The sequence below is a fragment of the Homoserinimonas flava genome, assembly GCF_054969005.1.
This window is the reverse complement of the sequence record NZ_JBUEQS010000002.1, coordinates 501,255-521,185: the sequence shown is the minus strand read 5'-3', so window position 1 is coordinate 521,185 and position 19,931 is coordinate 501,255. Positions and strand designations below refer to the sequence as shown.

Annotated in this window: 20 protein-coding genes; 2 read left to right on the top strand and 18 right to left on the bottom strand. The window is 66.1% G+C overall.

Annotated features, from left to right (window positions below; all coding sequences use genetic code 11):
- Window positions 1-60 precede the first annotated feature (60 nt).
- The 11 genes from ACY48M_RS07965 to ACY48M_RS07915 form a co-directional block, all read right to left on the bottom strand.
- Complete coding sequence (locus ACY48M_RS07965) at window positions 61-1,017, bottom strand: ABC transporter substrate-binding protein (protein ID WP_462819731.1); 957 nt, start codon at window positions 1,015-1,017, stop codon at window positions 61-63.
- 135 nt (window positions 1,018-1,152) lie between these two features.
- Entirely contained in the window at window positions 1,153-1,566 is a 414-nt protein-coding gene (pcaC, locus tag ACY48M_RS07960) for a 4-carboxymuconolactone decarboxylase (RefSeq protein ID WP_462819730.1), read from the bottom strand.
- A complete protein-coding gene (locus ACY48M_RS07955) occupies window positions 1,563-2,336 on the bottom strand; it encodes an alpha/beta fold hydrolase (protein ID WP_462819729.1) in 774 nt (257 codons plus the stop codon). Before ACY48M_RS07955 ends, pcaC begins: the two co-directional genes overlap by 4 nt.
- Window positions 2,333-3,712 carry a lyase family protein gene (locus ACY48M_RS07950; protein WP_462819728.1) on the bottom strand — a complete coding sequence of 460 codons (1,380 nt, stop codon included), beginning with the start codon at window positions 3,710-3,712 and terminating at the stop codon, window positions 2,333-2,335. Before ACY48M_RS07950 ends, ACY48M_RS07955 begins: the two co-directional genes overlap by 4 nt.
- A 4-nt stretch (window positions 3,713-3,716) precedes the next feature.
- The gene (gene pcaG, locus ACY48M_RS07945; RefSeq protein ID WP_462819727.1) at window positions 3,717-4,277 is read right to left on the bottom strand and encodes a protocatechuate 3,4-dioxygenase subunit alpha; all 561 of its coding nucleotides are present in this window, start codon (window positions 4,275-4,277) and stop codon (window positions 3,717-3,719) included.
- Window positions 4,277-5,113, bottom strand: coding sequence for a protocatechuate 3,4-dioxygenase subunit beta (gene pcaH, locus ACY48M_RS07940; RefSeq protein WP_462819726.1), 837 nt, complete (start codon window positions 5,111-5,113; stop codon window positions 4,277-4,279). The genes pcaG and pcaH overlap by 1 nt, the downstream gene beginning before the upstream one ends.
- Window positions 5,114-5,185: 72 nt before the next feature.
- The gene (locus ACY48M_RS07935) at window positions 5,186-5,986 is read right to left on the bottom strand and encodes an IclR family transcriptional regulator (protein WP_462819725.1); all 801 of its coding nucleotides are present in this window, start codon (window positions 5,984-5,986) and stop codon (window positions 5,186-5,188) included.
- 66 nt (window positions 5,987-6,052) lie between these two features.
- Window positions 6,053-7,027, bottom strand: a complete 975-nt coding sequence (locus ACY48M_RS07930) for a glycoside hydrolase family 43 protein (protein WP_462819724.1) — start codon at window positions 7,025-7,027, stop codon at window positions 6,053-6,055.
- A complete protein-coding gene (locus ACY48M_RS07925) occupies window positions 7,024-7,914 on the bottom strand; it encodes a carbohydrate ABC transporter permease (RefSeq protein ID WP_462819723.1) in 891 nt (296 codons plus the stop codon). Before ACY48M_RS07925 ends, ACY48M_RS07930 begins: the two co-directional genes overlap by 4 nt.
- Window positions 7,911-8,903, bottom strand: coding sequence for a carbohydrate ABC transporter permease (locus ACY48M_RS07920; protein ID WP_462819722.1), 993 nt, complete (start codon window positions 8,901-8,903; stop codon window positions 7,911-7,913). Before ACY48M_RS07920 ends, ACY48M_RS07925 begins: the two co-directional genes overlap by 4 nt.
- Window positions 8,904-8,909: 6 nt before the next feature.
- The gene (locus ACY48M_RS07915) at window positions 8,910-10,211 is read right to left on the bottom strand and encodes an ABC transporter substrate-binding protein (RefSeq protein WP_462819721.1); all 1,302 of its coding nucleotides are present in this window, start codon (window positions 10,209-10,211) and stop codon (window positions 8,910-8,912) included.
- 182 nt (window positions 10,212-10,393) lie between these two features.
- Between ACY48M_RS07915 and ACY48M_RS07910 the strand changes: the two genes are divergently transcribed.
- Window positions 10,394-11,407, top strand: coding sequence for a LacI family DNA-binding transcriptional regulator (locus ACY48M_RS07910; protein ID WP_462819720.1), 1,014 nt, complete (start codon window positions 10,394-10,396; stop codon window positions 11,405-11,407).
- A gap of 57 nt (window positions 11,408-11,464) precedes the next feature.
- Complete coding sequence (locus tag ACY48M_RS07905; protein ID WP_462819719.1) at window positions 11,465-13,315, top strand: glycoside hydrolase family 2 protein; 1,851 nt, start codon at window positions 11,465-11,467, stop codon at window positions 13,313-13,315.
- A gap of 21 nt (window positions 13,316-13,336) precedes the next feature.
- Here the strand turns inward: ACY48M_RS07905 and ACY48M_RS07900 are convergent, their stop codons facing one another.
- From ACY48M_RS07900 to ACY48M_RS07870, 7 genes are read right to left on the bottom strand one after another with little or no spacing between them, the layout of a single operon-like run.
- On the bottom strand, window positions 13,337-14,104 hold the full coding sequence (locus ACY48M_RS07900; RefSeq protein ID WP_462819718.1) for a YaaA family protein: 768 nt from the start codon (window positions 14,102-14,104) through the stop codon (window positions 13,337-13,339).
- Window positions 14,105-14,132: 28 nt separating this feature from the next.
- The gene (locus ACY48M_RS07895; protein WP_462819717.1) at window positions 14,133-14,399 is read right to left on the bottom strand and encodes a F0F1 ATP synthase subunit epsilon; all 267 of its coding nucleotides are present in this window, start codon (window positions 14,397-14,399) and stop codon (window positions 14,133-14,135) included.
- A 2-nt stretch (window positions 14,400-14,401) separates the two neighbouring features.
- Entirely contained in the window at window positions 14,402-15,913 is a 1,512-nt protein-coding gene (atpD, locus tag ACY48M_RS07890; RefSeq protein ID WP_462819716.1) for a F0F1 ATP synthase subunit beta, read from the bottom strand.
- Between the two features lie 18 nt (window positions 15,914-15,931).
- The gene (locus ACY48M_RS07885; RefSeq protein ID WP_462819715.1) at window positions 15,932-16,831 is read right to left on the bottom strand and encodes a F0F1 ATP synthase subunit gamma; all 900 of its coding nucleotides are present in this window, start codon (window positions 16,829-16,831) and stop codon (window positions 15,932-15,934) included.
- 51 nt (window positions 16,832-16,882) lie between these two features.
- On the bottom strand, window positions 16,883-18,520 hold the full coding sequence (atpA, locus tag ACY48M_RS07880) for a F0F1 ATP synthase subunit alpha (protein WP_462819714.1): 1,638 nt from the start codon (window positions 18,518-18,520) through the stop codon (window positions 16,883-16,885).
- Between the two features lie 54 nt (window positions 18,521-18,574).
- Window positions 18,575-19,369: a F0F1 ATP synthase subunit delta gene (locus ACY48M_RS07875; RefSeq protein WP_462819713.1), complete on the bottom strand. Its 795-nt coding sequence runs from the start codon at window positions 19,367-19,369 to the stop codon at window positions 18,575-18,577.
- A gap of 3 nt (window positions 19,370-19,372) precedes the next feature.
- Window positions 19,373-19,927 carry a F0F1 ATP synthase subunit B gene (locus ACY48M_RS07870; protein WP_462819712.1) on the bottom strand — a complete coding sequence of 185 codons (555 nt, stop codon included), beginning with the start codon at window positions 19,925-19,927 and terminating at the stop codon, window positions 19,373-19,375.
- Window positions 19,928-19,931: the final 4 nt, after the last annotated feature.

The window sequence follows — 19,931 nt, the reverse complement described above, 5'->3', positions numbered from 1 at the left end:
GCGCGGCTGGACCAGGGTACGACACCCGCCGGCGGCCATGCGGCCCCCGGCGGGCATCCGCTATTCGAGTACGAAAAGGCTGTCGAGGTCTGGCGCGGTCGAGAGTCCACTGAACTCGACTGAGGCATCGGCGAGACGCTGTGCGGCATCACGATCCACCTCGACGCGGAACCTCGGCAGGGCAATCGTTTCGATCAGCTCAGCGTCGATGGTCGTGTAGCTCGGGAGGATGCCACGCACCTCGTCGGGGTTCGCCTCCGCATACTCAAGGGAGGCGTTCATTGCCGTGCGAAACGCGTCAACAGTCTCGGGGTTCTCGGCGATCATCTGCTCGCTCGTGAAATACCCGGCAACATCGAGCTCCGGGTCGAAGCCGTTGAAGTTGTAGGTGACGACGCGTGCGCCCGCCTCGACCGCCTGTGTGAGGAACGGCTCGACAATCCATGCGGCGTCGACCTGTCCGCCCTCAAGCGCGGCCGGAGCGTCAGGGAACCCGACCTCGACGAACTCGATCGTCGAGGCGTCGCCGCCATCGTCGTTCACAATCTGGCTCACGGTCGCATCACCGATGTTCGCGAGCGTGTTGACCGAGACCGTCTTGCCCTCGAGATCGGCCGGCGTTTCGATATCGGAGTCGGCGTTGACGACGACACCCCCGAAGTCCCGATCGAGGTCGGCACCCGCCGTGACGGCGTTCGCAATAACGGAGAGCCCGAGGCCCTGATCCATCGCGAAGTAGAGCGAAACATAGTTGCTGAAGCCGAACTCGAAGTCGCCGCTCACGACCCCTGGCACGATCGCGGCGCCGCCAGCGGCCGTATCGATTTGCACGTCGAGGCCCTCGTCCTCGAAGAAGCCCTGCTCGACGCCGAGCCACAGCGCCGCGGTATCGACGATCGGCACGACGGCGACGTTCACGGTCGTGAGGCCGTCTTCGTTTGTTTCGGTGCCACCGCCGCCGCTGCACGAGGCGAGCACGAGGATTGCTGCTGCAGAAAGGCCAATGGTGCTGAGCATTCTGGATTTCATTCGTCACTCCGTTGTGTCGGCCGGATGTTCGCTCTGCGAACAATCGTTCACCTAGCAAACTTCCGTAGTGCGGTGAACGTATCCCCAGTCGCGTGCTTCCACAACCCCATACCGCTCGGTGAATCAGTCGCGCGGGGGCTCCTCCTCGAACACTCGCTTGACTACGCCGAAGGCCGAATTAGCCGATGGCACACCGCAGTAGATTGCCGACTGCAGCACGATCTCGACAATCTCCTCCCGCGAAAGGCCGTTTCGTTGGGCGGCCCGCAAATGCATCGCGAGCTCATCGAGGTGGCCGTGCGCGATGAGCGCCGTGAGCGTGACCGCGCTGCGCATACGGCGGTCGATGCCGGGGCGCGTCCAGATCTCACCCCAGGCGTAGCGCGTGATCAGATCTTGGAACTCCGAGGTCGCCGGAGTGATGCCGGCCGTGGCGCGGTCGACATGCTCGGCGCCGAGCACCTCGCGGCGCACCACCATTCCCTCGTCGTATTGCTGCTGCGCCGAGCGCGCCCGATCGCGGTGATCATCCGTCATGCTGAGCCTCCAAGGAACGTGCTGATGAGGGCCGTTGCAACGGCCTGCGGGTCTTCTACCGGCGCGAGGTGCGCAACGCCGGCGATCTCAACACCGGTGCCGTGCGGCGCGGCCGCAGCGACCGAGCGAGCCTCGTCCGGGGTGATCACGGGGTCGAGGTCGCCCCACAGCGCGAGCACGGGCACCGTGATCTCGGCAAGCCGTGGACGGATGTCGCTCGTGGCAAGTGCCTCGCAGCACAGCGCGTAGCTTTCGCCGTCGGCGAAGGCGAGCGCGCGAAGCAGGGCACCCGCCGCCTCGGGTTGCGCGTCGATGAATCCGGGCGCGAACCAGCGTTCGGCAGACGCCGCCACGAGCACGGCTGGCCCCTGCGCACGGACCTTCGCGGCACGCTCCCGCCAGGCCTCCTCGGTTCCGATCTTCGCGGCAGAGCAGATGATTGACACGGCCTCCACGCGGTCCGGATGCCGCAGCGCAAGCTCCAACGCGACCTGGCCGCCGAGCGACACCCCCGCATACGAGAAGCGCTCGATGCCGGCATCCGTCGCCGTCGCGACGATCGCGTCAGCGAGTTCTGCCATCGTGAACGGCTCGGTAGCCGCCGGGGATTCGCCGTGACCAGGCAGGTCAACGCTCAACACGGTGAAGTGCGGGGTGAGGAGCGGGGTCGCTCGATCCCACAGGATGGTCGAGGTGCCGAGCGACTGCCCGAGCACGAGGGCCGGGCCGGAACCGCCGACGGCGACACCGGTGAGGCGGGGAACCGTCATCGGGCACCCCCAAAGGCTACGGCCAAGATCGTTGCCGCGTCGGCGATCGCGCGGTCGATGATGCGGTCGTTGTCACCGAGATAGGCAGCGGGGTCGAGTGAGAGCGCGAGGGTGCCGTCATCGACCTCGGCGAGCGCTGGTTCGGCTCGGAGCAGTGCAGCGAGGTCGACGCCGGGCTCCATGGCGCGGGTCACCAGCCCCTGCAGGCGGTCACGGCCGAGCAGTCGACCGTAGTCGAGCATGAGCCGCTCGCTCACGACGAGCGCACCGCTGAGGGCGAGATTCGCGCGCATCGCCTCGGGAAAGACGCGAAGCCCGCTCGTGAGCTCGGCGGCGAGACCTGTCGCCCCGCCAACGAGCCGAAGGAGCTCACGCAGCGCCTGCCATTCGGCATGCCAGGCACCGTCTGGCCGCTCGTCGACCGCGAGTGCGCTGCGGTGTAGCTCCCCCGCGAGCGAGCCGCACTGCCGCGCAGCCGAGTGGATGAGCACAGCGAGCACGGGGTTCTGCTTCTGCGGCATGGCCGAGGAACCGCCGCGGCCGGTCGCCGTCGGTTCACCGAGCTCGCCGAACTCTGGGCGTGCGAGCAGAAGCACATCGACCGCGATCTTGCCGAGGGCGCCTCCGAGCTGCGCGAGCGCGGATCCGAGTTCGACCACAACGGAGCGCTGTGTCTGCCACGGAACAGCGGGGCTGAGTCCGAGCCGTTCGGCGACAATCTCGCCGATTGCCGAGCCCGTGCCGACCTCACCGATGACCGAATACGAGGCGAGCGTGCCACCGGCACCACCCCACTGCACCGGCAGTGCCCCGGCGACAGCTGCGAAGCGTCCGGCCGCGCCGGCGACTCCCCCGAGCCATCCGGCAGCCTTGAGTCCGAAGGTGCTCGGCACACCGTGCTGGGTGAGCGTGCGCGACACCGTGAGCGTCGCGCGATGCTCGTCGGCAAGGCGGGAGAGGGAGTCGACGGTCACGCGCAACTCGTCCCGCATGATCGCGGCGGCCCTCGACGCCACGAGCATGAGCGCCGTGTCGAGAATGTCTTGGCTGGTCGCGCCACGATGCACCCATTCGGATGCCGCGGCATCCGTCTCGGCAACGGCGGCACGCAGATCCTTCACGAGTGGAATGACCGGGTTGCCCCCAGACCGGGATCGCACGGCGAGCGCCGCCACATCAAGCTCAAGCGCGGCGGCGACCGCCTGCACGGCCTCGCCGGTGCCGTCGGGGGCGAAGCCGAGCTGCTCCCAGGCGTGCGCGAGGGCAACCTCGACCTCGACCATGGCGCGGACGATCGCGGCGTCAGACGTCGCTGCGGCGACCTCGGTGCCGGCCCATTGGGGTGAGAGGAGGCCGTGGTCCGCGTCATCCGTCACGCGGTCAGTCCTTTGTCGCGTAGTCGAGGAAGACGGTCTCGTGCTCACCCTGCATGGCAATGTCGAAGCGCAGGTCGCCGCGCTCGTCACGCCGGGCGAAGAGGGTCGAGGCCCGGTCGCCGAGGGTCGAAAGGAACCGGTCTTCGGCGGCACGCGCCGCGTGCTCCGGCAGGTACACCCGCGTGTACACGCGGTCGGGAAGCCCGCGGGCAAAGATCGTGAGCACGAAGAACGGCAGCGCGCCCTCCTCGGTTGCACCTGGTTCCACCGTCGTGAACGAGAACACGCCGTTGTCGTCGACTGCTGCGCGACCGAAACCCGTGAAGGTGTAGCCGTCGCGCTTCAGTGAGCCCTCGGCCGACGACACGGTGCCGTGTTCGTCGGCCTGCCACACCTCGATGAGGGCGTCGGGAATGGGGGTGCCGTCGCCATCGACGAGGGCACCATAGAGGCGCACGGCCGCGGGGTGCGTGCGATCGACGAGGCGATCACCGCCCTCATAGGGCAGCGCGTAGCCGAAGAACGGGCCGACCGTCTGGCCGGGGGTCGCAGCGAGTTTCGCCATCAGTGGTCACCCTCCTCGGGCTCAGTCCAGGTCTTGTTTGGCCCATTGAGCACGATGTCCCAACGGTAGCCCAAGGCCCACTCCGGCGAGGTCTGCGAGTGGTCATAGGTGGCAACAAGGCGGTCCCTCGCATCCTGGTCGACGATCGACTGGTAGATGGGGTCGAGGGCGAAGAGCGGGTCGTTCGGAAAGTACATCTGCGTGACGATCCGCTGCGTAATCGCGGTGCCGAACACCGAGAAGTGGATGTGGGCTGGGCGCCACGCGTTGGTGTGGTTGCGCCACGGGTACGGCCCCGGCTTGATCGTCAAGAACCGGTACCAGCCGTTCTCATCCGTGAGCATGCGGCCGGTCCCCGTGAAGTTCGGGTCGAGCGGTGCCGGATGCTGGTCGCGCTTGTGCACATAGCGACCGGCCGAATTCGCCTGCCACACCTCGATGAGCTGACCCGCGACGGGGCGCCCGTCGGAGTCGAGCAACCGGCCGGTGACGACCGTGCGCTCCCCGATGGGGTCGCCGTTGTGCTGGATCGTGAGGTCGGATTCGACCCACGATACGTCGCGATGCCCGAACGCGGGCGAGTGCAGCTCGATCGTCTCGGGGTCGGCGAGCGCCAGGCTCTTGGTCGGATGACGCAGGAGGCTGCTGCGGTAGGGCGCGTAGTCGAGCCGAGTGCGCTCCTCGATCGGTGCACCACCGGCGACGCCGTTGCGGTACTCCTGCTCGATGGCCTGCATTTCGCTGTCGATTTGCGCCTGCGTTGCGGTCGTCGCGAGCGGATCCGTCGCGCTGATCGGGCCCGGGGCGTCGTCGTTGATGTCGTCGTCGTTGGTCACGGGCCAAGACTCGCAGCCGCGGCATCCGGCAACAAGGCATTCTTCTCACTCAGTGGAAAAATATTTTGGCGACTACCGGCGCACCGCCGTGTTGAACACGTCGCGCCACCGACGGCGCCCACCATCGAGACTCACCCCGAGGGCCTCAGAGATTCCGGATGCCGCCTCCTTGAGCAGCGGCACCACTCGCCGTGTATCGGCCCGGTTGAGGTGTGACACAAGCCCCAGGGCGGCGTACGGCGGGCCGTCAGCGACAAAGATCGGCACGGCAATCGACGCGGCACCGATCGTCTGCTCCTGGTGCGCCATGCTGAAGCCGTGCTCGCGCACCGATGCGAGTTCCGAGCGCAGCGCGGTTTCGTCGGCGCGGGAATGCACGGTCGCGCGCCGAAGCGGGCGCGAAAAAAAGTCCTCAAGGTAGGCCTCGTCCTGGAACGCGAGCAAGGCCTTGCCGACACCTGTCGTGTGCAGCGGGAGCCGGCCCCCCATGCGGCTTACGGTCGGCACCGATCGGTGACCGACGAGCCGCATCACATAGAGCGCCTCCCCCTCATCGAGGATCGCGAGATGCACGTTCTCGCCCGAGGCCTCATAGAGCGTCAACAAGAACGGCAGCGCGATCTCACGAAAGCGCAGGCTCACCGCGGCGAGCTCACCCTGCTCCCAGAGGCCGGTGCCGATCGAATAGCTCGTGCCATCACGGTCGAGCAAACGTTCCCGCACCATGTCGGCGGCGATGCGGTGCGCCGTGCCGACCGGCAGGCCGGCGCGACCAGCGAGCTCCGAAATCGTGAGGCTGTCGTGATCCTCGTCGAAGGCCCGCAGCATGCGCGCCACCCGTGCCACCATCGACACACCCGCGGCTTCGACCATGCCGCAATGCTACCGAGGCGCCACTGCTACCGAGGCCGCAATGCTACCGAGCGGTGGCCGACGCGATCACTCGAGCACCGGCACCGGGACGGCCCCATCCCACTCGAGCGGGAGCGTGTACATGGCGCGATAGCTATAGGCCGCGTCCCAGCTGTGAAAGACGAGCACATCGCCGTCCGGCCCGGCTACGACATCCTGCCCACCGGGACCGAGGAGTGCCGAATCGGTGCCCTCGGTGCTGAGGATAGGCTCCTCGAGCTTTGTCCACGGCCCCTCCAGGCCTGGCGCCGTCGCCGCCCCGATCGCGTAGCTGTCGTCGCCATAGTTGTTTGCCGAATACAGCATCACGAGTTGGCCATCGCGCTCAAGCACCGTCGGCGCCTCGACCAGATGACCCTCCCAGTCGAGGTCCTGCATAAAGAGCCGCAGCGGTTCGCCCGCAAGCGCCAGCCCGTCCGACGTCAACGGCGCGGCATACAACCAGGTGTCAACACCACGGGCGTTACCGTCGTTCTTCCAGGCAAGGTGCGGAACGCCATCGAGCACGAAGGTCGAAGCATCAATCGCCCCACCCTCCTCCTCTGGACACACCAGCATGGCGTCGCCGACGACCTCGAACGGCCCGGCCGGGTCATCCGACGTCGCGATGCCGATGCACTGCGCGGCCGGAGAGAAGTTGCTCGCGGTGAAATACATGACGAACCCATCCCCGAACGCCGATACCTCCGGCGCCCACGTCTTGCCAGGGATGATCCACGACGGCAGCTCCGGCAGCGCATCGTCCGGCTGCACCTCCCACTCGACAAGGTCTGTCGAGGTCGCGAACTGCACATTCTTCGCGTTCTCGTTCGTCGCGTACGCGTAGTACGTGCCGTCCGACTCAAGCACGTCAGGGTCAGGAAAGTTCGCTCGAATCACCGGTTGCAGCCCCTCTGGCTGCGCCGGCCCCTCGGGCGACTCGCCTGCCGACGCGCACCCGCTCACGAGCAGGCCCAACACTGCGAGAGCTACCCCACCCCGCAGCATCCGTCCGCCCGTCATCCCTTGACTCCGGAGCGGGCAACACCCTCGATGATGAAGCGCTGCATGAAGACGAAGACGATGAGCACTGGCACACTCGCGATCACCGCGCCGGCCATGAGCAGGTCGTAGCGCACAGCGTTCGCCGACTGCAGGGTCGAAAGCCCTGCTGGCAGCGTCTGCATCTCGGGGCTGAAGAGCACGTAGACGGGCCAGAGGAAGTCGTTCCAGTTGGTCAAGAACGCCAGGAGCGCGAGCGTCGCAAGGGCAGGGCGAGCGAGCGGCAACACCACGCGGGTGAAGATCACGAAGCGATTGGCACCGTCGAGCAGGGCCGCCTCCTCGAGCTCGATCGGCAGGCTCAAAAAGAACTGCCGCATGAAGAAGACCCCGAAAGCGGATGCAGCGGTCGGCACGATCACGGCAATGAGCGAGTTGAGCCAGCCCAGCTCGCTCACGATGAGGTAGTTGGGAATGATGAGGATGACGGGCGGCACGAGGAGTGTGCCGATCACGAGCGCGAGCACGACGCTCTTGCCCCTGAACTGCATCCGGGCGAGCGGATACGCCGCGAGCGAGGCCGTGACAACGACGATCGCCGCGTTCGAGGCGGCCGCGACCATGCTGTTGCCGAACCACACGAGCACGGGGGTCGCGTTTGCGGCGAAGATCGTCTCGTACGCCTGCAGCGAGAAGGGGTTCGGTATCCACGTCGGTGGGATGCCCGTGGCATCCGCTCGGGTTTTGAACGAGGTGACGATCATGAAGACGAGTGGGCTCGCAAAGATCAGCGCGATCACGGAGAGCACAGCGAGGCGCACAAGGCTCCGGATGCGCTGCGCCCGGGTCTGCGGCCGACTCGACGGCACGGGGTTGGCCCCAGTCACCGGGGTCTCGACGGCGGTCATCGCTGCGCCTCCCCTGCGCGAATGGACTTCGGGTCGATTGACTTCTCTTTTCGTTCCCTGAACAGCCAGAACACGATGACGCTGAGCACGATGAGGAAGAGGGTGAGCACGTAGCTCATGGCGGCGGCCGATCCCATCTGGAAGTTGCGGAGTCCCGTCTCAGCGATCTGGTAGATCGCGGTGCGCGTCTCGCGGCCCGGGCCACCCTCTGTCATGAGGTACGACTGGCCGAACATATTTGCTGAGGCGATGAGGGTGATGATCGTCACGAACGACAGGATGGGTCGGAGCCCCGGCAGCGTGACGTGCACGAGTTGCTGCCAGGGAGTCGCGCCGTCGACCTTTGCCGCTTCATACAGCTCAGCGGGGATGTCTTGCAGGGCGGCGAGGTAGATGACGGAGTTATAGCCGAGCGTCCACCACACCGTGACGCCGACGAGCGCGACCCACGCGGCCGGCACGGAGGTCGTCCAGGCCGTGTCATCGGGCAGGCCCACGGCGCCGAGCATGTAGTTGACGAGCCCGATGTTGTTGTCGAGGAGGTAGCGCCACATAACGCCGATGACGGCGACGCCCAGCACGTACGGGGCGAAATACACGGCCCTGAAGAAGTTGCGGCCGGGGAACTTGCGGTTCATGAGCAGCGCCACCGCGAGTGGGATGACGAGGAGGAGCGGCACGCTGAAGAGTGTGAAGATGCCGGTCGCGCGCATGGAGTTCCAAAAGAGACTCGACACTCGCGACGCCGGGTCGAAGAGCGCGATGTAGTTCTCCAGGCCGACGAAGGGCTGCAGAGGGAGCGTGTAATCCCACCGGTGGAGGCTGATCCAGATGCCGAGAACGGCGGGGAACACCACGAAGCCCACGAAGAGCACGAGGTACGGCAGCAAGAACAGCCACGGTGTGAACCTGGACTGCGCGCGCCCGCCGCGGCGAGACCGGGGCGCCCGGGCTGATGCCCGGACACCCCTTCCGATCGTCATGGCCATGATCGACTACTCGCCGAACGCAGCTTCGTTTTCTTCCATGAGCTGGGCCGCTTCATCCGCGGCGCCGCTGAGGGCCTCCTCGGGTGTCTGCTGCCCGAGAATGGCCGAGCTCACGGCGATTTCCAGCGTCTCGGTCTGCACGCTGCCGATACCCGGGATGGCCGGGATGAATCGCATGGTGTCGATCTGCTCGGCGATCGGCTGCTGCACCGTGCCCTCGAGCACGCCGCTGTCGCGCACCGAAACTCGCGCCGGGATGAGGCCGGAACCAGCCCAGTCGGCGGAGTGCTCACTCATCCAGGCGATGAACACCTGGGCGGCCGCGAGCTTGTCAGCGTCGTCTTGCCGCGGCAAGAAGAACTGGTGAGAGTTTGCCCAGACGGCCTCCTCATCCCCAATCGTGGGGACCGGCGCCGCAGCGTATGGGAGCCCAGATTCGGTGAGGTCGTTGATCTGCCAGATCCCGTCCCAGGTGATGGATGTCTCGCCGTTCTTGAATGCGACGTACTGCGAGTCGGCGGCGACATCGCTCGGGCTATAGCCATCGTCGACCACTGAGCGCATCCAGGTGAGCGCCTCGACGCCTGCCTCGGAGTCGAAGGTCGCCTCGGGCGAGTCGAGCGAGTAGGGCTCGCCACCAAACTGCCAGAGCAGCGAGAGGTCCATGAGGTGCGCCGGCCAGACGCTGGGCATCCAGAACGGCTGATCATAGCCAGCGGCTTCGAGCTTGGTGAGTGCGTCGGCGAATGACGCAGCGTCGGTGAGCGCCTCGGTGATGCCCGCCGCCGCGAAGTGGTCGGTGTTGTAGTACATCGCGAGCGAGTGCACGTCGAGCGGGATACCGTAGCGCTGTTCCGCATAGATGCCCGCGTCCCACACCTCTTCGGTGAAGTCGTCGGCGGTGAGTTCGAGCCCGTCGGCGAGGTCATCGAGCGGCAGGATCACGTTGCGGGCGGCGTTCGTCGCGAGCTGGTCGACGTGCATGACCCCGACGTCGGGGCCTTCACCCGCTGTGACGGCCGCAGGAAGGCGCTGGTAGAAGTCTGCCCACTGCATGGTGTTCGACTCGACCGTGATGTTGTCGTGCTCGGCGTTGAACTGGTCCACCATCTGCTGCATGAACGGGCCGTCACCGCCGGTGAAGCCGTTCCAGTACGACAGGGTGACGTCTGGGCCGGTGTACTCGCCGCTGAATTCGGGCGCATCGCTTTGCCCGCCACCGCTGCCCGAGCATCCGGTGATCACGAGCATTGCGGCGGCACCGACCGCGACAGCGAGCCTGCACGGTGTGGCCTGGGGATTCGACATCGTTGTCCTCCTCGATGAGACGGTGCCCTCGTGAGCGCTTGACACTCAGTGGACGCAACCGTGGTGTGCCGCCAACGTACAGCGCTGTAAACTGCTTGTCCAGCATTCACGGCGAATCGTGATGTCCCCGATCTGGGAGGGCGTCACCCCTAGGATCGTGATGACCTCATGGAGAGAATCGAATGACGCGAGTACGACTGACCGACGTGGCGAAGGCGGCCGGCGTGTCAATGAAGACCGTCTCCAACGTCGTGCACGACTATCCCCACGTGAGCCCGGAGATGCGCCGGCGGGTGCAGGCGGCGATCGAAGACCTCGGCTACCGCCCGAACCTTGCTGCTCGCCGCCTCGTCACCGGCCGCACGGGCATGATCGCCCTCGCCATCCCAGAGATCGACCACCCGTACTTCTCCGAGCTGTCGCGTCGCATCGCCGAAGAAGCCGACCGACTCGGCTACCGCGTCATCATTGAGCAGACCCTGAGCGACACGACGGCCGAGCATGCCGTGCTGCGCGACCGCGAGGAGGGCCTGGTCGACGGCGTCATCTTTCACCCCGTGAGCATGGGAGCCATCGAGATCGGGAGACTCCACCGCGACACGCCGCTCGTGCTGCTCGGCGAGGCCGCGATCCCGCTCACGACCGACCACGTCATGATCGACAACGTCGTCGCCGCGCGCGAAAGTGTCGAACACCTCATCGCGCTGGGCCGGCGACGCATTGCCTTCCTTGGCACGGTCGAAGGCGACATCACGGTGTCGACCCGTCGCCGACTTCTCGGCTACCAGGAGGCGCTCGTCGCGGCCGGAATCGACGCCGACCCACGGCTCGTGCTCCCCGTCTCGGGATTCTCCCCCGAAGCGAGCGCAGCGGCGGTGTGCACCGCGATCGCCGACGGCATCGACTTCGACGCGATCCTCTGTCGCGACGACAAATTCGCGGTCGGCGCGATGCGCGAGTTGCACGACGCCGGGCTCAGCGTGCCCGGCGATGTCGCCCTGATCGGCTGGGACGACACCGCCCTCGCCGCCTACACTCTGCCGTCGCTCACCTCGGTTGCTCCAGACAAACTCGGCCTCGCTCGCGTCGCACTCGAGCTGCTCATCGAGCGCATGCACGGCCACGTCGGCGTGGGTCGACACCAGATCGTGCCCCATTCAATCGCCTTCAGGGCGAGCGCCCCAGCACTCCCCTGACGCACCGCGCGGTCGAACGCTCTTTACAGCGCTGCAAACATGAGTCAGGATGTGCTCATGCCTGCCAGCCCCGCCACGACCGCACCCTCGCCCTCGCCCTCGCACCTCGAAGCCATCCACCCACGACCGCAACTCACCCGCCCGCAGTGGGCCAGCCTCGACGGCGAATGGGAGTTTGCCCATGACGACAGCGACATCGGCGCTCGCGAAGGCTGGTATGAGCGCGGCGCCGAATTCCCGCAGCGCATCCGAGTGCCCTACCCTCCCGAATCCGAGCTCTCGGGCATCGGCGCGACCGGGTTCCACCCCGTCGTGTGGTACCGCCGCAGCCTCACGGTCGAGCTCCTCCACGAGGCAGGACACACCACCGCAAGCGATCGGGTGCTCCTGCATTTCGGCGCAATCGACTACCACGCGACCGTCTGGCTGAACGGGCGGATGCTCGGCACTCACGAGGGCGGCCAGACGCCGTTCAGCTTCGAGCTGCCGCACGCCGAGGTGACAAGCATCTTCGAGGGACGCGCCGCAAGCCTCGTCGTGCGAGCGGAGGACGACCCCCACGACGTCGGCCAGCCACGGGGCAAGCAGGACTGGCTGCTCGAACCACACGTGATCTGGTACCACCGCACCACCGGCATCTGGCAGCCCGTCTGGCTCGAGGCCGTTCCTGCCAGCAGCGTGCGGGCGCTGCACTGGCGCACCGACGTGGCGGCCGCCACCGTGCGCCTTGAGCTCGAACTCGATGCACGCCCTCGCGAACAGCACCGCGTGCGCGTTGAGCTCAGCCACGAGGGCGAGCACCTCACCTCGCTCGAGTACGACACGGCCGAGCCTCGCAGCACCGCCACCTGCACGATCCCCCGCCAGGTGAATGGACAGGCCCATGAGCACCTGCTGTGGTCGCCGGAGCATCCGCGTCTCATTGACGCCCGCGTCACACTGCTCACCGCCGACGGCTCGATCGTCGACACGGTCGATTCGTATCTCGGCATCCGCAGTCTCGCCGAGGCAGACGGACGCTTTATGCTCAACGACCGGCCGTACTACGTTCGTTCAGTGCTCGCGCAGGGCTACTGGCGCGAATCGCACCTCGCCGCGCCGAGCGCGGATGCCCTCCGCGCCGAGGTGCAGCTCATCAAGGATCTCGGCTTCAATGCCACCCGGTTACACGAGAAGGCGGAGGACCCCCGCATGCTGTACTGGGCCGATCGGCTTGGGCTGCTCGTCTGGGGCGAGCTCGGCAGCCCATTCGAGTTCTCGGCGCGCAGCGTGGAGCGCACCACCAAGGAGTGGATGGAGGTCGTTCAGCGGGATCGTTCGCACCCCTGCATCGTCACCTGGGTGCCAACGAATGAGAGCTGGGGCGTGCAGCACATCGCCACCGATCCGGCGCAGCGGCACTTCGCCGAGGCCCTCTACCACCTCAGCAAAGCCCTCGATCCCGAGCGACTCGTCGTGAGCAATGACGGCTGGGAACACGTTGGTTCAGACATCCTCACGGTGCATGACTACTCGGTCACTGGTGAAGAACTTCGACGGCGCTACCTCGACGACGTCGCCGTCGCCGGGCTGGCGCAGCGGGTTGGTCCGGCCGGGCGCCGCATGTCTGTCGCACCGCAGCGCACGGACGTGCCGATCATGGTGACAGAGTTTGGCGGCGTCTCGTTCGCTCCCGGCAGTGAGATCGAGACTTGGGGCTACAGCACCGCGAGCGACGAACCCGATTTCGAGCGTCGCCTGCGCGACCTCTTCTCGGGGCTGCACGCCAGCCGTGTGTTGGCGGGCTTCTGCTACACGCAGCTCACCGACACGCTGCAGGAGGCGAACGGACTGACGGATGCCGACAGGAACCCCAAACTCTCGGTCGAAACGATCGCCGCCATCGTGCGGGGTGACGCGAAGAAGTGACGGCGTCGCCGTTGGCGGCGCTTACGCAGCTGCGAGCGTGTTCCGCACGACGAGTTCGAGCTCGCCGTCGCGCCCTGGGGCAAGAGGGAAGCCCACCGACTGCGACCAGGCCATGAGCGCTGCGAGTTCGCTGAACTCGCGCCCCGATGACAGGAGCGCCCGCACGAACTCGCCCTTGCCCTTCTTGTTGAAGTGGTTGAGCGCCCGCCGGCGACCATCACCGTCGTCGGCGACGACGCGCACAAACCACGAGTCGGGCCTGCGCGGCGCTGGGCCGAGGGCCGAGTAGGCCTCAGAGCGCAGGTCGAGAATGATGCCCTCCCGAGCGGAGAGCGACCCCGCGATGGGGTTCGACCATGTCTTCTTCAGGCTGAGCCCCGGCAGCCGCGAGTCATGCGAGAGCCGGTACGCGGGGATGGGGTCCAGGGCGCCGAGCAGCCCGAACAGGGCCGAGTGCACGACAACGCTGCGCCGCGCCAGTTCGCGCGCCTCCTCGCTCAGCGTCGGGGCATCGAGTGCGTCGTAGAGCACGCCCGTAAAACGGTCGAGTGCGGGCATGACGGCGGATGTCGCGAGCTCCCGATTGCGCTCAAGCTCATGTCGCAGTCCAGCCCCGACCTTGAGGGCCGCAGCACTCGCATCGAGATCGCGTGCGAGTTCGGAGGTCGCCGCCAGCACGGACTCCCGCATCGGCGTCAGTTCTGGAAACTGCAAACGCCCCAGGTCGAGTGCTGTGCCCTGCACCCCTCCGGTCTGTTTCGACTCGGAGGGGGGCAGGATCAGCAGCATCGACGCCGGGGCGTTGGTACAGCGTGGGTCAGGCGTTGGTGAGCGCCGCGTGGCGCGCAACAATTGTGACGGTGTCGTGCTCGACCGAAAGGAAGCCCTCGGCAGCGTCGGCCGTAATCGAGCCGCCATCGGTGAGCGTGATGCGCACGGCACCCGCCCCGAGGATCGCGAGCATCGGCTCGTGACCCGGCAGCAGACCGATCTCGCCCTCGGTGGTGCGGGCGATGACCATCTTCGCCTCGCCCGACCACACCTCGCTGTCGGCGGAGACGAGACTGACCTTGAGTGCGGCCATGACTAGCCGTTCTCCTTCTGGATCTTCGCCCACTGCTCCTCGACGTCGCTGATCGCGCCGACGTTGAAGAACGCCTGCTCGGCGACGTGGTCGAACTCGCCCTTGGCGATGGCATCGAACGACTCGATCGTGTCCTTGAGCGGCACGGTTGAGCCCTCAACACCGGTGAACTTCTTCGCCATGTAGGTGTTCTGCGAGAGGAACTGCTGGATGCGCCGTGCACGCGACACGGTGATCTTGTCTTCTTCGGAGAGCTCGTCGACACCGAGGATCGCGATGATCTCCTGGAGCTCCTTGTTCTTCTGAAGGATCTGCTTCACCGTCGTCGCAACGCGGTAGTGGTCCTCGCCCAAGTAACGGGGGTCGAGGATGCGCGAGGTCGAGGTCAGCGGGTCGACGGCCGGGTAGAGGCCCTTCGACGCGATCTCACGGCTGAGTTCGGTCGTGGCGTCGAGGTGGGCGAACGTGGTGGCCGGCGCGGGGTCGGTGTAGTCGTCGGCGGGCACGTAGATCGCCTGAAGCGAGGTAATGGAGTGACCACGCGTCGAGGTGATGCGCTCCTGCAGGATGCCCATCTCGTCGGCGAGGTTCGGCTGGTACCCAACCGCAGACGGCATGCGGCCGAGCAGCGTCGAGACCTCAGAACCCGCCTGCGTGAAGCGGAAGATGTTGTCGATGAAGAGCAGCACATCCTGCTTCTGCACGTCACGGAAGTACTCCGCCATCGTGAGCGCGGAGAGCGCAACACGAAGACGTGTTCCCGGTGGCTCGTCCATCTGGCCGAAGACTAGGGCGGTCTTGTCGAAGACGCCAGCTTCTTCCATCTCGTGGATCAGGTCGTTGCCCTCACGGGTACGCTCGCCGACACCGGCGAACACCGACACACCACCGTGGTCGGATGCGACGCGCTGAATCATCTCCTGGATGAGCACGGTCTTGCCGACACCGGCACCGCCGAAGAGGCCGATCTTTCCGCCGAGCACGTAGGGAGTGAGGAGGTCGATGACCTTGATGCCGGTCTCGAAAAGCTCCGTCTTCGACTCGAGCTGGTCGAAGGGCGGGGGCGTGCGGTGGATGGGCCAGCGCTCTGTGATCTCGATCGTCTCGCCCGGCTCACCGTTGAGGATGTCACCGATGACGTTGAAGACCTTGCCCTTGGTGACGTCGCCGACGGGAACCGTGATCTGCTCGCCGGTGTCCCGAACTTCCTGGCCGCGGACGACGCCGTCGGTGGGGTTCAGGGCGATGGCACGGATGAGGTCGTCACCGAGGTGCTGCGCGACCTCAAGCGTGATCACGCTCGTCTCGCCGCCGATCGTGATGGTCGTCTTCAGCGCGTTGTACACGGCCGGGATGGCATCGTGCGGAAACTCGATGTCGACGACGGGGCCGGTAACGCGGGCAACGCGTCCGATGCCGGCGGAGGCGACGGGGGGTGGTGTCGCCGGTGCGGCCTTCGTGGCGGCAGGCTTGCGCGATGCAGGCTTCTTTGACGCGGGGGCTGTTGTAGTCATGGCTTCCCTGTTCTCCTATTACTTCGAGCCTGAGAGGGCGTCGGCGCCGCCGACAATCTCAGAAATCTGCTGGGTGATCTCGGACTGGCGCGCGTTGTTCGCCAACCGGGTGTAGTCAGTGATGAGGGTGTCGGCATTGTCACTGGCCGACTTCATCGCCTTTTGCGTGGCCGCGTGCTTCGACGTGGCCGACTGCAGCATTGCGTTGAAAATACGGCTCTCGATGTAGACCGGCAGCAGGCCATCGAGAACGTCGCCGACCTCCGGCTCGAATTCGTAGAGCGGGAACACCTCGTTGCTGTCCGGCTCTTCGACGCCCTCCACGACCTCGAGCGGCAAGAGTCGCACCACCTCGGGCGTCTGCGTGAGCATGCTCACGAAACGGTTGTAAACGATGTGGATCTCATCGACACCACCCTCGGCCGCCGGGGTGACGAACGCCTCGACGAGCTTGGATCCGATCGACTGGGCCGTGTCAAAGACGGGGTTGTCGGTCTCGCCGACCCAGCTCTCGATGAAGTCGCGCTTGCGGAACGCGAAGTACCCGACGGACTTGCGGCCGACCAGGTAGTACACGACCTCTTTGCCTTGACTGCGGAGCAGCGAGGAGAGCTCCTCAGCTTCACGGAGCACGTTCGAGTTGAACGCGCCAGCGAGTCCACGGTCCGACGAGAAGATAACGACCGCAGCGCGCTCGACCTTCTCCGGTTCCGTGGTCAGGATGTGGTCGACATTCGAGAACGTGGCCACGGCCGACACCGCACGGGTGATGGCGCGTGAGTACGGGGTCGATGCCGCCATGCGGGCCTGGGCCTTGGCGATGCGTGACGCCGCGATCAGCTCCATGGCACGAGTGATCTTCTTGGTCGTCTGGGCAGAACGAATCTTCTGCCGGTAGACCCGAAGTTGCGCTCCCATGTTTCTCTCAGTCCTCAGTCAGTGGTTCGATGCGTGTCAGTCGGATGATCGTCAGCGCTTCTGCCGAACGATCTTCTCCTGGTTCACGTCTTCGGCCTCGAGCTCCTCGAACTGCTCGTTGCCAGCGGAGATGAGGGGCTTGCCCTCGCCGGTCTGGAACTCGAGCTTGAACTTGTCGACGGCCGCCTCAAGCTGCGAGACGGTGTCGTCGTCGAGCACGTTGGTGTCGCGCAGGGTGTCGAGCACCTTGGTGTTGCGACCCAGGTAGTCGAGCAGCTCGCGCTCGAAGCGCAGGATGTCTTCGACCGGGACCTCGTCGAGCTTGCCATTCGTGCCGGTCCAGATCGAGACGACCTGATCTTCGACGGGGTATGGCGAGTACTGCGGCTGGCGCAGCAGCTCCGTGAGGCGCTCGCCACGGGCGAGCTGGCGACGGCTCGCCGAGTCGAGGTCCGACGCGAAGAGCGCGAAGGCCTGCAGCGAACGGTACTGAGCAAGCTCAAGCTTCAGGGTTCCCGAAACCTTCTTGATCGACTTCACCTGAGCGTCGCCACCGACTCGCGACACCGAGATTCCGACGTCCACGGCGGGGCGCTGGTTCGAGTTGAAGAGGTCGGACTGGAGGAAGATCTGACCGTCGGTGATCGAGATCACGTTGGTCGGGATGTACGCCGAGACGTCGTTCGCCTTCGTTTCGATGAGCGGGAGGCCCGTCATCGACCCGGCACCGAGCTCGTCGGAGAGCTTCGCACAACGCTCCAGCAGACGGGAGTGTAGGTAGAAGACGTCGCCGGGGTAGGCCTCGCGTCCCGGCGGACGACGGAGGAGCAGCGACACGGCACGGTAGGCCTCGGCCTGCTTCGACAGGTCATCGAACACGATGAGCACGTGCTTGCCGCCATACATCCAGTGCTGGCCGATGGCCGAGCCCGTGTACGGCGCGAGGTACTTGAAGCCGGCAGGGTCGGAGGCGGGGGACGCGACGATGGTCGTGTACTCCATGGCGCCGGCCTCTTCGAGCGCGCCCTTGACGGCGGCGATCGTGGAGCCCTTCTGGCCGATGGCAACGTAGATGCAGCGAACCTGCTTGTTGACGTCGCCCGACTCCCAGTTCGCCTTCTGGTTGATGATCGTGTCGATCGCAATCGCGGTCTTGCCGGTCTGGCGGTCACCGATGATGAGCTGGCGCTGGCCACGACCGATCGGGATCATCGCGTCAATTGCCTTGATGCCGGTCTGCATCGGCTCGTGGACCGACTTGCGGGCCATAACGCCGGGAGCCTGGAGCTCGAGCGCACGACGACCTTCGGAAGCGATCTCGCCGAGCCCGTCGATGGGGGTGCCGAGCGGGTCAACGACGCGACCGAGGTACGCGTCACCAACAGGAACGGAAAGCACCTCGCCGGTGCGGGTCACCTCCTGCCCCGCTTCGATGCCGCTGAACTCACCGAGCACGACGACACCGATCTCGCTCTCGTCGAGGTTGAGCGCAAGGCCCAGAGTGCCATCAGCGAACTTGATGAGCTCGTTCGCCATCACGCCAGGGAGACCCTCAACGTGCGCGATGCCGTCGGCCGCGTCGACAACGTGGCCGACCTCGGTGGTCGTGGCCTGCGACGGGTCGTAGGACTTCACAAAGTCCTTGAGCGCGTCGCGAATCTGATCGGGGCTGATCGTTACGTCTGCCATGTGCGTTTCCTTGTCTTCGCGGCACCTCTCGGCGCCGAGGCGTTGGTGCCGGGGTCAGCCGGCGAGTTGCAGTCGGAGGTCGGCGATGCGGGTTGCCACGCTGCCGTCGATGATGTCGTCGCCGATGGCGATGCGAACGCCGCCGATCAGCGCTGGGTCGACCAGCAGGTTGAGCTTCACAGTGCGCTCGTACTTGGCGGCGAGGGCGGTCTGCAGATTGCGCTGCTGAGCTTCGTCGAGTGGCGCTGCCGTGCTGACCGTCGCGATGACGGCGCCCGACTGGTCTGCGATCGTGGTGGTCGCATCCTTCACAAGGCCGCCAATCCGGCGACCGCGAGGCTGCTGCACGAGGTGCCGGAGCACGACGAGCGTCGCGGCAGAGAATGACGCGCCGAAGAGCGAGTCGATGAGCGTGGCCTTGGCCGCTGGCTGGCCGAGCTTGCTGCCGATCGCGAGCTCAAGCTCGGGGTTCGACGTCACGGTGGCCTCGAAGGCGAATAGCTCGCCGACGAGATCTGCCGACGGTGCCGAGATGGCAGTGGCACGAAGACCGAGCTCCTCGATTCCGCCGAGGAGGTCATCCATGGACGACCAGCGACTCGACACCACGGTCTGCAGCAGCGCGAGGGCCGTCGGGCTCAGTCGCGAGCCAAGGACAGCTTCGAGCGCCGCCCGCTTCGTCGCGACATCGCCGGCCGGCTCGCCCAGCAGCGTGCGCAGCTGGAGCGACGAACCAATCGTGCGTCCCGCGAAGAAGAGTTGCTCCGCGGCTGCGCCATCGACCGATGCGCCCGCCGTGGCGAGTGCCGATCGTGCGGCCGCGGTGGCCCCTCGTGTCGCTGATCCCATGGTCTACTTGCTCGCGTTCTTCTCGGATGCCTCGAGCTCGGCGAGGAAGGAGTCAACGATCGACGTTGCTTTGGCATCGTCGCTCAGACTCTGCTTGATAACGCCGGAGGCGAGGTCAAGCGCGAGCGTGCCCACCTCGGTGCGAAGTGAGACGAGAGCCGACTGGCGCTCCGCCTCAATCTGCGCCGAAGCGTTCGCCGTGATGCGCGCGGCCTCTGCGGAGGCCTGCTCCTTGAGCTCGCTCAGGATCTTCGTGCCATCGAGACGTGCCTGTTCGCGGATCTTGCCGGCCTCGGCACGTGCCTCTGCGAGCAACTCGTTGTACTTCTCGAGCTGCGCACTGGCTTCAGCCTGTGCAGCCTCTGCCTTGGCGATGCCGCCCTCGATCACCGCGGCGCGCTCGTCGAGCATCGTGGTCACCTTCGGAATAACAAGCTTCCAGAAGACGAACAGAATGACGGCGAAGCAGACGAGCGACCAGATGATGTCGTAGTCGGCCGGGATCAGCGGGTTCGGGGTTTCCCCCTCCTCAGCTGCGAGAACCAGTGCGTCAAGCATTGAG